General features: G+C 38.8%; 7 protein-coding genes. All 7 read right to left on the bottom strand.

Annotation, left to right across the window (positions count from 1 at the left end):
- Positions 1-7: 7 nt before the first annotated feature.
- Positions 8-2,455 (bottom strand): ligase-associated DNA damage response DEXH box helicase, encoded by a 2,448-nt coding sequence (locus IEV85_RS00475; RefSeq protein WP_188459835.1) that lies wholly within the window; start codon positions 2,453-2,455, stop codon positions 8-10.
- A complete protein-coding gene (locus IEV85_RS00470) occupies positions 2,448-4,046 on the bottom strand; it encodes an ATP-dependent DNA ligase (RefSeq protein WP_188459834.1) in 1,599 nt (532 codons plus the stop codon). The genes IEV85_RS00475 and IEV85_RS00470 overlap by 8 nt, the downstream gene beginning before the upstream one ends.
- A gap of 91 nt (positions 4,047-4,137) precedes the next feature.
- Positions 4,138-6,123: a GAF domain-containing protein gene (locus tag IEV85_RS00465; RefSeq protein WP_188459833.1), complete on the bottom strand. Its 1,986-nt coding sequence runs from the start codon at positions 6,121-6,123 to the stop codon at positions 4,138-4,140.
- A gap of 87 nt (positions 6,124-6,210) precedes the next feature.
- A complete protein-coding gene (locus tag IEV85_RS00460) occupies positions 6,211-8,424 on the bottom strand; it encodes a sodium-translocating pyrophosphatase (RefSeq protein WP_188459832.1) in 2,214 nt (737 codons plus the stop codon).
- 476 nt (positions 8,425-8,900) lie between these two features.
- A complete protein-coding gene (locus IEV85_RS00455) occupies positions 8,901-10,289 on the bottom strand; it encodes a TolC family protein (protein WP_425562873.1) in 1,389 nt (462 codons plus the stop codon).
- A gap of 34 nt (positions 10,290-10,323) precedes the next feature.
- Positions 10,324-13,488, bottom strand: coding sequence for an efflux RND transporter permease subunit (locus IEV85_RS00450; protein ID WP_188459830.1), 3,165 nt, complete (start codon positions 13,486-13,488; stop codon positions 10,324-10,326).
- 26 nt (positions 13,489-13,514) lie between these two features.
- Positions 13,515-14,597 carry an efflux RND transporter periplasmic adaptor subunit gene (locus IEV85_RS00445; protein ID WP_188459829.1) on the bottom strand — a complete coding sequence of 361 codons (1,083 nt, stop codon included), beginning with the start codon at positions 14,595-14,597 and terminating at the stop codon, positions 13,515-13,517.
- Positions 14,598-14,739 lie beyond the last annotated feature (142 nt).

The raw sequence follows: 14,739 nt of genomic DNA, 5'->3' as shown, positions 1-14,739 counted from the left end.
GTTAAAATTATAAACTTTCTAGCTGAGCCTGAATTTTTGCAACTCTTTCCTCTAATGTTTCTGTTGAGAAGCTTTGCCTGTTAAGCCTGTCCACCATGATGGGAAACGAGAAGGGGGTAGGCTTGCTTATTTTTCTTAATATAATTTCTTGTTTGCTAATGTTTTCCATAGCAGATAGCAGTCTTTCCTGCTCCAATTGCTGTTGGATTACTTCATTGTGTGCCTGCACTAATAATAGGTTTTCCGGTTCATATTCCTCAAAAACACCAAACATGATGCCAGCAGAAGATTGTAAATGTCTTTCTTTGATGGGTTTGCCCGGAAATCCCCTGAATGTGAGACCGGAAATAGCAGCAATGTCCCGGAATTTCCGTTTAGCCATTTCCGTTTCATTTAGGGCTTTCATCATGTCTTCCTCCAGGTTTTGGGCGGATAACAAATCCATGGATAATAGTTCTTCTATATCCACAGGTTCATCTGTAAGAAGCTCAAAACCATAATCGTTCATGGCTATATTAAAGCTGATGGGTTGAGACATACTTATTCTATAAGCAATTAAACCTGCTAAAACTTCATGAATGAACCTTCCTTCAAATGGGTAAAAGTAAATATGAAAACCTTCCTTACTCTGCAAGTATTCTACCAGGAGTTGATTTTTTCCAGGCAATAGGGAAAGCCTCTGCTGCCTTTCCAACAAGGGTTTGATAGTTTCAATTTCTATATCCTCAATGTTACCGTTAATAAAGTCGTCCAGTTTTTGGCGAATATGTGTTGCCAACTGAGAAGAAAGAGGCATTCTTCCACCCATCCATTGAGGTACTACTCCGCTTTTTTTCTTACTTAGCTTCACCTGAACTGTCATATCCTTCAGGCGAACAAATTCCAGGTTTCTACCTGAAAACCAGAATACGTCACCGGGTTTTAGTTTGCTGATAAAATATTCTTCAATAGTACCGAGGTGGCCACCTTTTACATACTTTACACTTAATACCTGATCTCCCACAATAGTACCTATAGATAGTCTGTGCCGCATGGCTATTTTTCTATTCACTACCTTCCAGACTTCATTCTCTGCTATCACCTTATGGTATTCATCATAAGCGGATAAGCTTTTTCCTCCCAGCTGAATGAAATTTAATAGCCATTGCCATTCCTCCATTGTAATGTTTCTGTAGCAGTAGGTGCTCTTGATTTGCTTGAATAGTATATCAGGAAGAAAGCCGTCTCCTACAGCTAAAGTAACCATAAACTGTATAAGCACATCAAAAGCTTTTTGTACTGGAATTCTTGCTTCAAAACTTTTATCAGCAATGGCCTGCCGAAGTGCAGCACCTTCAATTAGTTCAAGCGAGTGAGTGGGAAGAAAATAAATCTTACTCTTTTCTCCCGGTCGGTGCCCGCTTCTTCCTGCCCGCTGGGCAAAACGAGAAACCCCTTTGGGGCCACCCACCTGGATGATGGTATCTACAGGACGGAAGTCAACTCCCAGATCCAGGCTGGAGGTACAAACAACTACTTTCACCTGCCCGGAATGCAAGGCTTCTTCTACCCAAATGCGAATTTGATTGTTAAGTGAACCGTGATGCATAGCAATAGCTCCTGCCAGGTCAGGAGAAGTTTCCAATATTTTTTGGTACCAAATCTCTGTTTGCGATCTGGTATTAGTAAAGATGAGGGTGGTTTTATTTTGCTGGATGATGGGGATTACCTTATCTATTAGCTTTATTCCTAAATGCCCTGCCCACGGATATTTTTCCACCTCATCTGGTAAAATAGATTCTATGTCTATGAATTTGTCAATATTGGCTTTAATAAAATCACCTTCTTCCGCATCTGCGCCTAGTAGAACCTTCCTGGCTTCGTCCAGGTTGCCAATGGTAGCCGAGATAGCCCAGATTTTAAGTTTTTGTAGAGATAAATCCTTGAGAATGGCAAGTGCCAATTCTACCTGAACCCCTCTTTTACTGCCTAATAGTTCATGCCACTCATCAATAATAATAGCTTCTAAGTTTTTAAAATATTCACCACTTTTTTTCTGACTGAGTAATAAATGCAAGCTTTCAGGTGTGGTGATTAAGCAATCCGGTGGACTCTTCTTTTGTTTTTGTCTCTCTGCAGTAGATGTATCTCCCGTTCGGGTTTCTATTCTCCAGTTTAAACCAAAATCATCTACGGCTGTTTGCATAGCTGACTGGATATCTTTTGACAAGGCACGAAGAGGTAAAATCCAAAGGAATTTTAAACCTTTCTTAGCTTTTAGAGGCTTTTTGCTTTGCGAAAAATGATCCAACATGCAGGCCATCCATAAAGCATAGGTTTTACCACTTCCCGTGGGGGCATTTAGCAATCCGGAGTTTCCGGATAGGTAGCTATTCCAGGTTTCAATTTGAAAGGAAAAAGCTTTCCAGCCTTTTTGCTGAAACCACTTTTCGGCAAGAACAGTCCGCTTATCCATATTTTTCAAGCAGTTCCTGTAATTCTTGTAAGGTATTGGCTTCTTCCATTTTTTTATCTTTTCGCCACCGGTTAATTCTTGGAAACCTTAGTGCAATGCCGGATTTATGTCTTTTAGATTCCTGTATGCCTTCAAAGGCAATTTCGAAAACTAATTGAGGGGTCACAGTTCTTACCGGGCCAAAACGTTCTTTCGTGTTCTTTTTCACGAATGCATCCACCTTCCTGATTTCAGCATCTGTAAGTCCTGAATACGCTTTAGCAAACGGAATCAGCTCTTTATTTTGCCAAACGCCAAGAGTGTAATCAGAGTACAAATCGGCTCGCCTTCCATGGCCTTTTTGTGCATAAATCAATACGCCATCAATGGTCAGTGGATCTACTTTCCATTTCCACCAATTTCCTCTTTTTCTTCCTACTTCATATGGTGAATCAGCTTTTTTAAGCATAAATCCTTCAGTTTTTAAGCTTCTTGCCTTCTTTCTAATTTCTGCTAGTTCGTCCCAACTAGTAAAGCTTTCAGACTGCGAATATTGTAGCGCGTGGTGGTGTTGCCCCATAATTAATTTCTTTAGCTTTCCATTTCTTTCCTGCAGGCTTTCCGTTCTTATGTCCATCCCTTCTTGCTCCAGGAGGTCATATGCTTTGAAAATTACCGGAGCAGATTTTAAGATAGCTTTCGTTACATTTTTTCTTCCAATTCTGGTTTGAAGCAGTGCAAATGGGAGAGGTTCTCCATTTTGAAATGGTAATATTTCCCCGTCCAGTACTGTTCCATCTGGCAAATTTTCTGCCATTTCTACTAATTCAGGAAATTTCTCAGTAATTAATTCTTCCCCGCGGCTCCATATAAATACCTCATTTTTTCTTTTCACAATCTGTCCCCGAATACCGTCCCACTTCCATTCGGCCTGCCACTCACTGGGTGAACCTAGCTCCTTTACCTCTTCATCTGTAATAGGATGTGCTAAAAAGAAAGGGTAGGGGCGGGCAATGAGATCGTCTTTTCCTTCTTCCAAAATTAAATCAGAAAAACTGGTGCTTTGCGGTGTCCAGTTACCCATCAGCCGATGAGCAACGAGCGTTTTATCAATTTCATAAGCCTGGCTAATGGCACGAGTTACCAAATTTTGTGAAACCCCTAAACGCCAACCACCTGTCATTAATTTAGTGAATACAAACCTTTCCTGCTTATTTAATTCAAGGTAAATGCTTCTTAAAAGCTTTTCTTTATCCTCGTTTTCTAATGGTCCTAGCGCAATAAGCTGCTCAATATAATGATGTAAAGGATGATCAATGGAGTTTATAGGCTCAGGAAAAGGCAATATAAGCGCTATAGTTTCTGCTAAATCACCTACTACCTGGTACGATTCCTGGAAGAGCCACTCCGGAATATTGGCCCACTGAATTACCCATTCTTTTAGTAAAGAGCTATTTACTTTTCTTGGAGGCCTGCGATGGGTAAATAAAGCGAGTGTCCATATTTTATCTGCGCTGTCTGCTTCTAAAAAGTATTGTTTTAAAGCAGCAACCTTGTCATTGGTTTTGTTGCTCTGATCTATCGTTGTAATAAGTTCAGCAAAATCTTTCAAATGTAGAGCTTAGTAAGTTAGTTTAATGAACTTAGGGCTCGGTATAATGTTTCGCTCAACCTATTTAACTTTTGTATTTATATTTGAAATGTTAATTGACTTTTAATCCTGTTAATTCAAAGCAGAGGCATTCAATTTTTCTGATTTTACCGGATTCTTCTTTAATAGGGAAGAAATCTGCGTAAAGCTGTATCTCTTCTCCATTTCTTTTCTCACAGTTAATTATCTTTTGCACTGAAATACCCGATTGCAGTTTAGCAAGGATGGATTCAAATTCAGTACCTGCTTCTTGTTTGTTTTTCCAGATGAAAGAATGATTTTTTCCAAGGATTTCATCAGACATGTAGCCCAGTGCTTTTTCAAATTTTCTATTTACATTGGATATACTTCCATTCACTTCCATTTCTATCAAAATGGCTGATTCTTTCACCGCCAGGTTAAAAGCTCCCATTTCCCTGCTTTGCCTTTCCATTTCCTCCTGTGTGGCTTCCAGTTCTTCTGCATTTTGTCGCATCTCTTCTTCCTGAGCCTGTAGTTGTTCAGCGCGCATCTGTGATTCTTCCAAAAGGCTTCTTGTTTCCAAAGAAACTTGCAGTCCCTGAATAGTGGAAGCAATATTTTCACCTACCTTATCAATAAACTCAATATGGTGATCCTCAAACGGATGGAAAGAGGCTAGTTCGATGATTCCAAGAATCTCTTCATTGACTTTCATCGGGCTAATTAATAAATAAGTAGGCGTGGCTTCTCCCAACCCGGATCTGATGGCAACATAATTGCCGGGAATTTCAGAAAGATAAATGTATTCCTTTTCCAAATAGCACTGTCCAACAAGTCCCTGACCTGGTGCAAGCTCTTTTTCAATGAATTTTTGTCTTTCATAAGCATATGCACCTTTCAATTGGATTTTTATGTCATTAGGATCCTCATCATTTACCACAAAAAGAGAACCCTGATTAGCATTACTATAGTTTACAAGTTCTGAAATAAGTTTTCCTGACAATACTTCTATGCTATCATTATTTGTTCGTAGAATATCTCCGAATTTGGCAACACCTTTATTAAACCAATCTCTTTTTTTATCTTGTTCAGCTACATTTTGCAGCTTGGTTCTCATTTCTGCCAGCGATTCACCTAAGATTCCTTTGTTTTCAAATACGCTAATATTAGAATCGAAATGACCTTTACCTACGTCATCTGCAAAATTGGTGATTCCTTTTAGATTGATAATCAAACCATTAAGAGCCTTGATTATAGAATTCATTTCATCCTTTGAATGTTCCATTTGCTCAGGGATGTTGCCTTCTGAAATCTCTCTGATTTTTACCCTCACAAACTTAATTCTTGTTAAAACTGACCTGATGATGTATAAGGCTAGCAATGTGCTAACAATGAAAGCAATAATAAATTCAATGGTGAGCAAAATCGGAATATTTCGTTCTGCCTGTTTGATAGCTGCCAGCGTTTCATGTTCTCGTTCCTGCAATGCTGATTTAATACTTTCTACTAAATATGACAGGTGAACAATGTCATCTATTAAAGCTTCATCATTTAATTCTTCAAGAGAGCCATTAGAGATAGCTGCACTTTGTTGTGTTTTAATTTTCGGAAGATGTTCCTTTAGATTATTTCGAAAAACAATAATTTTCTCATTTTCTATATTTCTTGTAAGGCTATCCAATTCGCCCACGGCAGGGTAGATGCTTGTTGTCCAGCGTGATTCAAAACCTGTTTTGTAGGCCTCTTCATTTGTGGTGAGGTATCTGAAGGCTAAAATATTGGTTAAATCTACAAGTTGTAAAATTTCCGAAGCTTTGATGCTGCTATTCTTATCTTCTTTAATTACTTGTTTAGCATTTTCAATCTGGCTTTTCCATGACCAGTGACTAGTGAGAATCATTATGATAGAGAAAAGCCCCATTAATAAGAACCCTATGGTAATTCTTCCCTGAAGGGTTTTAAAATCTACTTTTACCTGCCTGAATAGTGAACGTTTTCTTTTTAGAGAGTTAGCTTCCTGATGAGATTCGTTTTTGGCCATTACCTGAAATTGAGAAGTATTAATATTATGCGGCAAAATAGAAATGATTTATTGTAAAAACAATAAAAAAGGCTGTGCCACATTACACGGCACAGCCTTTCTTTCATTAAGAAAGTGTATTAATTATTTTTCACCTTTTACGAACCCTTGGTCATCCACTACTAATTCTTTTGCCTCCTGCTTAAGATCATCTGCCTGAATAGCATGATCTTTAACAGCTATATGAGGAGCAATTACCAAAGCAACAATAGACATTAACTTGATCAAAATATTCATTGAAGGGCCGGAAGTGTCTTTAAAAGGATCTCCTACTGTATCTCCTGTTACGGAAGCTTTGTGAGGCTCAGAGCCCTTGAATTCCATTTTTCCGTTTATTAACACACCCTTTTCAAAGGATTTTTTAGCATTATCCCATGCGCCACCGGCATTATTTTGAAAAATACCCATTAGTACACCTGAAACAGTAACTCCTGCTAGCAGGCCTCCTAAAATTTCCGCTGAGGAGGTGTCTTCAAATACACCTTTAAAACCAAATCCTACAAGAATTGGAACTATTAAAGCAATGGCACCCGGCAGGATCATTTCTCTGATAGAAGCTTTTGTTGAAATGTCAACGCATTTTTCATATTCAGGCTTGGTAGTTCCCTCCATAATGCCAGGCAGTTCTTTGAATTGTCTTCTTACTTCCTGCACCATATCCATAGCAGCACGTCCCACAGCTGCTATTGCCAATGATGAAAATATATAAGGAATCATACCGCCAATAAATAAAGCGGCCAGAACAGGTGCTTTATAAATATCGATAGAATCGATTCCTGAGATACCGACAAAAGCAGCAAATAGTGCCAAAGCTGTGAGTGCGGCAGAGGCAATGGCAAAACCTTTTCCTGCAGCTGCAGTGGTATTTCCTACCGCATCTAAATTATCAGTTCTTCCTCTCACCTCATCAGGCAATCCACTCATTTCGGCAATTCCACCCGCATTATCTGCAATAGGCCCAAAGGCATCAATGGCTAATTGCATAGCTGTAGTAGCCATCATTCCCGCAGCGGCAATGGCTACACCATACAGACCTGCAAAAGTATAAGAAACCACAATACCTGTTGCCAAAACTAAAATAGGTAAAACTGTGGATTGCATACCTACTGCTAAACCTGCAATGATATTAGTGGCAGCACCTGTACTGGATTGTTTAACAATTGAGAGTACAGGCTTTTTGCCCATAGCAGTATAGTACTCAGTAATAATACTCATTAAAGCACCAACGATTAACCCAGTAAGAATTGCCCAGAACACATCCATGCTGGTAAAAGCATATTCTCTGATTACCATTGTTTCCGGTAGCATGTATGCCACAAGGAAATATGCAGCAATACCGGTAAAAATGATGGAGGACCAGTTTCCAAGATTTAAAGCTTTTTGAACACTGTCTGTTTCTTTGGAGATTCTGACGAATAAGGTTCCCACAATTGAAAATATTAAACCAATTCCGGCAATAATCATTGGAAGAAGTACCGGAGCGATGCCTCCAAATTGATCTGCAGAAACAATCTCCCTTCCTAAAACCATGGAAGCTAAGATAGTTGCTACGTAAGAGCCAAAGAGATCAGCGCCCATTCCTGCTACATCTCCTACATTATCTCCCACATTATCAGCGATAGTTGCCGGATTACGGGGGTCGTCTTCCGGAATTCCTGCTTCCACTTTACCTACTAAGTCGGCTCCTACATCTGCTGCTTTTGTATAAATACCACCGCCAACACGTGCAAAAAGTGCAATGGACTCAGCTCCTAATGAAAAACCTGCTAAAACTTCCAGTGCGGTAATCATTTCCAAACCATTCACATCACCTCCGGTTTGGATTACATACATATTGTAAAAGAATATGAACAATATTCCCATCCCGAAAACTGCTAATCCAGCCACACCTAAGCCCATTACTGTTCCTCCTGAAAAGGAAACTTTTAATGCTTTAGCAAGACTTGTTTTAGCTGCCTGGGTTGTGCGAACGTTTGCTTTAGTGGCAATATTCATTCCGATCCAGCCAGCGAAGGCAGAGAAAAATGCTCCTATTACAAAAGAAATGGCAATTACCGGAGATGAAGTTTCCACCAAAGTACCAGAATAAGCTAACAATATTCCGGCAATTAGCACGAAGTAAAACATTACCCTCCACTCAGCTTTCAAAAATGCCATGGCACCTTTGGCAATATAACCCGCCAGTTCATTCATTCCTGAGTCACCAGCATCCTGTTTATTTACCCAGGAAGATTTTACGGCCATAATAATGAGCCCTACGATACCCAGTATAGGTACAATCCATATAATATTATTCATAGTTGTATTTAAATTTTAGAAACCCTGCAAATATAGGAGTCTACCTGACAAATGGAAATGAAATACCATGAAAGATGAATTTCACCTGATTTATATTTTATGAAATATTGGATTAGTAGATGTTTCGGTAAGGAATGTGGTTAATAGTAAAATATTATAATTTTTGAATATGATTGGATTTATATATAATCTAAAATTAGATTACACAATGGTTATTCATTTGTTGCTGACTTTCAGATATATATCGTTGATTCTTGTAGAATTGCCTAGTAGGCTCTATTTAATAAACTCAATTGATAAGTCCAACCAGGATTAGGAATGCTGTCGGTTGATAAAAACACTGATACCCATAAAAAGCGAAAGGCACCTCCCCAGATGCCTTTCTATTTCAACCAAAACCTTACAAGTCATTGACTTAGATAAGATGTTGTAAAAGTAATATTTAGTTTTTAAAACCGCAACAACTTATCGATGAACTATTGCCAGCCACCGCCCAATGACCGATAAATTCCTACTTTTGCTTGTAACTGTTTCATTTTAGTTTCCACTAATTCAAATTTTGATTCCAGTGCTTCTCTTTGAGTAAGTAGAACCTCCATGTAATCTGCCCTGGCCGAACTGAATAAATCGTTTGATATATCAGTGGAGCGTACTAAAGCCTGTACTTCCTGTTGTTTCAATTCATAGCTTTTATTCATATTGCTAATCATTGCCAGCTGATTGGCTACCTCAATGTAAGCATTCAGGATTGTCTGCTCGTATTTATAAACAGCCTGAATTTGCTGTGCATTAGCACTTTTATAAGCAGCTTTAATGGCATTTCTGTTTATTAAGGGAGCTGCCAGATCACCTGCTACAGAGTATAAAAGTGATTCAGGTTTAAGGAAAAAAGCAGGATTGAAAGCTTGTAGACCTACCCCAGCGGAGATATCCAGACTTGGGTAAAATCTCGCCTTCGCTACTTTTACATCCAGCTTAGCAGCCGAAAGTTCTAGCTCAGCCTGTCTGATATCTGGTCTATTCTGCAATAGCTGCGAAGGGATACCTGCAAAACTGCTATCAGGTTTAAAGTCAACAAAGCTTTCAGAACTTCTCTTGATAGGTTGAGGGTATCTTCCCAGCAGGTAGTTAATTCTGTTTTCTGTTTCTGTAATCTCTTGCTGAATGGAGTACTGCAGGCCTTTTGTCTTAAGTACCTGTGCCTCAAACCTCCGAACAGCTAACTCAGTAACACGGGCTGCTTGCTTTTGCTGTTTAACTATTTCAAAAGCATTGCTCTGAATTTCAATATTCCTTTTTACTATCTCCAACTCGTTGTCTAAAGCCAGAAGTTCGTAGTAGGAACTGGCTATTTCAGCTACAATGTTTGTTTGCATGAAATTTTTACCTTCTACGGAAGCAAGATATCGCATTACTGCCGATTTTTTTGCGTTTCGGAGTTTATGCCAGATATCCACTTCCCAATTGGCAAATGCGCCCAGCATAAAGTCAGGTACCGGATCAGGCATTTCTCTTCCTGGCTCAATATCTGTAGTAGCTTCATTAGCTCCTAAAGGTGTATATCGTGCAGTTTTTTCTACACCTAAGCCCCCTCTGATACCTACAAACGGCAGGTATTCCCCTTTCCTTGCACTGATTTCATTTTGAGAGATCTGGATTTCCTGCAAGGTGATATTGAGTTCCTGGTTGTTTTGCAGGGCGGTGTCTATCAGCGCAATCATATAGGGATCGGAAAAATAGTCCGCCCAATTAATAGTTGCTGAATTCACCGTGTCCTGCGAACTTCCAAAGCTTTCAGGAACTTCAGTATTAGCTGTTTTTTCAACTATTGAAGGAGTTTTACATGCCGTAAATAATGACGGCATGCAAATTATTCCTAAACATATATATTTAATTTGTCTATTCATTGTATTTATAATCTTCAGTTAATGGAAGTTCATCTTCATCTTTAATAAGGTGTCGACCGTCTGCCAGGTTAGCAAAAATATAGTACAGGCCAGGCACTATTATTACTCCGAAAATAGTTCCGAAGAGCATTCCTCCAAGAGCTGATGCACCAATGGTTCGGTTTCCAATAGCACCAGCACCATGTGCCAGAATTAGCGGAATTAAACCTGCAATAAATGCGAAGGAAGTCATTAAAATGGGTCTGAAACGTACTTTTGCTCCCTCTATGGCGGCATCTTTTATGGACATTCCCTCTTGTCGTTTCTGAATAGCAAATTCCACTATTAATACTGCGTTTTTTCCCAGCAAACCTACCAGCATGATGAGTCCGATTTGAGCATAAATATCATTATCTAATCCCATCATTTTCAGTACCATAAAAGAACCAAAAACCCCCACAGGCAGAGAGAAAATTACTGCCAGCGGAATAATGAAACTTTCGTATTGAGCGGCTAAAACAAAGTAGACGAAAACCAATACAATAATGAATACATACAATGCTTCATTTCCTCGATTAGATTCATCGTAGGAAAGACCTTCCCAACCTATATCATACCCTTTTGGCAATGATTGGGCTGCTACTTCTCTAATAGCCTGAATGGCATCTGCTGTAGTATAGCCTGGTGCCGGAAGCCCACGAATAGCTGCGGAATTGTACATATTAAATCGTGTAACTTCATTAGGTCCCTGTTTCTTTTCCAGCTTCATAAATGCTGAATAAGGCACCATTTCACCCTCATCATTCTTTACAAAAAGCTTTAACACATCGGAAGGTAATTGTCTGAATTTCGGATCGGATTGAACATACACTTTGAAGAACCTTCCAAAACGGATAAAACCTTGCTCATAGGTACTTCCTATCAAAATATTAAGGTTTTCCATTGCTTTACCAATACTTACACCCTTTTGCATTGCCAATTCATTATCAATTACCAACTCATATTGAGGGTAATTAGCTGCGAAAAAGGTAAATAGACCTGTAATTTCTTTACGAGCACGTAAATCATCCATGAATTTTTGATTGATTTTATCAAATTCATGGTAGTCTGTATTAGTGGTTTTATCTAATAAACGCATTGAGAAACCACCTGAAGATCCGAAACCAGGAATTGCCGGTGGCTCAAAAAATTCCACTACAGCACCTAAACCTTTAGATTTCTCTTCCAGTTCTTCCATGATCTCTTTAACTGAGTGTTCTCTATCTGACCAGTTTTTGAGGTTGATCAAACAAGTACCTGCATTGGAACCTCTACCTTCTGTCATTATTTCATAACCTGCCAATGATGAAACAGACTCCACTCCATCAATTTCTTCACAGATTTTTTGAAGTTTTTGAGATACAGCATTGGTTCTTTCCAGGGTTGCTCCCGGAGGCGTTTGAATAATAGCGTAAATTGTGCCCTGATCTTCACTTGGAATAAAGCCTGATGGTAAGATTTGGTTTTCGAAAAATATTCCTGCCCCAAAGGCAATCAAAATAGCAAAAGTAAGCCATCTTCTTGTAACAATCTTTCCTAATAAACCAGTATACCTTCCTGTAATCTTATCAAATCCTCTGTTGAAGCCATCCAAAGATTTAGTAAGTAAATTTTTCTTCTTCGGTTTTCCATGATGGTTTTTTAACAACATGGCACAAAGTACAGGAGTAAGTGTTAGAGCGATAATAGCTGAAATTACAATTGAACTTGCCATTGTAATTGAAAACTGGCGGTAAAAAGTACCCACCGGACCACTCATGAAAGAAATAGGTAAGAATACTGATACCATTACAGCGGTAATGGCAATAATAGCCCCACTTATTTCACCCAATACTTTTTGTACAGCTTTATAAGGTGTTATTTTTGGGTTTTCATCAAATTTAGCATGCACTGCTTCCACCACCACAATGGCATCATCCACCACAATCCCAATGGCGAGCACCAGAGCGAAAAGCGTTACCAGGTTAATGGAAAGCCCAAAAAATTGGATTACAAAGAAAGCTCCTATCAGTGATACTGGTACTGCCAGAATAGGAATTAAAGTTGAACGCCAGTCGCCAAGAAATATAAAAACTACGATAGCAACCAGTATAAAAGCATCTCTCAAAGTATGAATTACCTGCTCAATTGAAGCATCCAGGAATTGAGAAACATCATAGCTGATTTTATAATCCATTCCGGGAGGAAAAGATTCTTTCATTATTTCAAGCTCGTTCTTTACCTCTTCAATTACCTCACTGGCATTACTTCCGTAGTTTTGCTTTAGTACTATGGCGGCTGATGGGTGTCCATCTAAGTTTGAATAAATATCGAAAAATTCACTACCTAATTCAGCTCTCCCTATATCCTTAAGGTGAATACTTTCTCCTTCTGAATTAGCACGAATAATGATGTTTTCATATTCTTCCGCCTTATTAAACCTTCCTTTGTAAGTTAAAACATATTCCAAGGATTGAGCGGCAATTCCGGAACTTTGACCAATACGACCAGGACGCCCAACAATACTTTGTTCACCAAGCGCTTCCATCACTTCATCAATAGAAATGTTGTAGGCTCTCATTCTGTCAGGGTTGAGCCAAATACGCATAGCATAAGTACGGCTACCTAAGATTTGTGCCCTGGCCACCCCTTTAATCCTGTTAATTTCAGGAATCATCTGTACGTTGGCATAATTGTACAGAAATTTTTCATCCATACTTTCATTCTTAGAGTAGAGGTTCACATACATCAACATACTTGGTTGAATAGGTGTAATAATTACCCCTTCACGTTGAACCAGTTCAGGAAGCAAAGGCATCACCTGATCCACCCGGGTTTTTACCCGTATAACCGCCTGGTTAGGATCCGTACCCGGTTCAAAAATAATGTTTATAGTGGCCTCACCTGCACTGGTTGCATCGGTAGCCATATAACGCATGCCTTGCACACCGTTAATAGAGTTTTCAAGTGTAATCAAGGTAGACTGCACAAGTACATCAGCACTTGAACCCGGGTAAGCAATAAAAATACTTACCGTAGTAGGCGCAATCTGTGGGTACTGAGAAATAGGTAGCTGCTTTATGGCCAGCGAACCTACGAATACAATAATTACCGATATAACAATTGCCAGTACCGGTCTGTGTATAAATCTTTTAAACATGAATTTTCAGTTTTTAAGGATTTGAATTACTCTGCGTATAATTCCAGATGAGAGATGGCAGAGGCTGGTTCTTCATATTCAGCGACTATTTTGTCGTTTTCCCTTACCAATCTTAAACCTTCCAGCATAAATTTATCATCCTCAGAAAGGCCAGCGGTTACCGCGTACAAGTGAGGTATTTCGGCACCAATGGTAATTTCGCGAGATTTAACGGTATTGTCTTTATCAATTACATATACATATTTCTTATCTAATACCTCGAAAGTGGCTTTCTGAGGAATGAGCAATGCATTTTTCAATGGAACATGCATTAAAATATTTCCTGTTTCTCCGTGTCGTAAAAGGCCGTCAGGATTAGGAAATGTAGCTCTGAATGGAATATTACCAGTTTCCGGATTAAAGTCTGCTTCAATGGTTTCTACAATTCCGGGGAATTTAAATAGCTTATTATTAGCCATGAGTAAAGATACTTTTACCTTTTCATCACTTTGAATTTCACTTTTATATTCCAGGTACTCAGCTTCAGGAACATTGTAGTAAACCCACATTTTACTGTTGTCTGAAAGATTAGTCAGTAATTCTCCTTCATCAATTAAACTTCCTAATCGCACGTGAAATCGGTCTATAATACCATCAAAAGGAGCTCTGATTTGGGTAAAGTCCAAGTGTACTTTAGCAAGAGCAAGTTCAGCTTTAGCCTGTTGTAACTTGGTCTGGGCCATTGCTAACTCATTGGGAGCTACAATGTTACTGTCAGCTAGTTTTTTGGTGTTCTGGTATTCAATTTCGGCAAAATTTACTTCAGCCTGTACTCTTTGAAGTTCTGCTTCATAAAGTCTGGGCATAATTTGAAATAATAATTGGCCTTTTTTAACAAAATCTCCTTCATCCACATAAATATTCTGCAAGTAGCCCTTTTCCTGAGCTCTTAATTCAATATGCTGGATGGAATGAATTTGACAAACAAACTCTTCAGTTATGGTAGTATCCATTCTTAGAGCGCTGGTTACAGGAAATGTTGTTTCTTCTTCCTTGTGTTCTTTGTGTGATTCACAGCTTGTATTGCAAAGTATTGCAAACGCGCTGATTACTATGAGAATTCTCTTCATCAGTTTAATTAATTATTTATTATTTGGGTTTTTGGAATGCTTTTTAGAATGAGGTCAATTGATTTGCCAAAGTAAAAGGCAAACTATAACCTGATAGAAAAAAATATTCAGTTGTGATTAAGGTAAATTGCTTATTACCTAA

It is taken from the genome of Marivirga lumbricoides (genome assembly GCF_014636295.1).
Taxonomy (GTDB): Bacteria; Bacteroidota; Bacteroidia; order Cytophagales; family Cyclobacteriaceae; genus Marivirga; species Marivirga lumbricoides.
Note: the sequence above shows the minus strand (reverse complement) of the source record. Positions and strands in the feature narration are given on the sequence as shown.

Coding starts and splice junctions, on each gene's coding strand:
- IEV85_RS00475 (WP_188459835.1), bottom strand. CDS start 2,455: ATGGATAAGCGGACTGTTCTTGCCGAAAAGTGGTTTCAGCAAAAAGGC.
- IEV85_RS00455 (WP_425562873.1), bottom strand. CDS start 10,289: ATGCCGTCATTATTTACGGCATGTAAAACTCCTTCAATAGTTGAAAAA.
- IEV85_RS00445 (WP_188459829.1), bottom strand. CDS start 14,597: ATGAAGAGAATTCTCATAGTAATCAGCGCGTTTGCAATACTTTGCAAT.
- IEV85_RS00450 (WP_188459830.1), bottom strand. CDS start 13,488: ATGTTTAAAAGATTTATACACAGACCGGTACTGGCAATTGTTATATCG.
- IEV85_RS00460 (WP_188459832.1), bottom strand. CDS start 8,424: ATGAATAATATTATATGGATTGTACCTATACTGGGTATCGTAGGGCTC.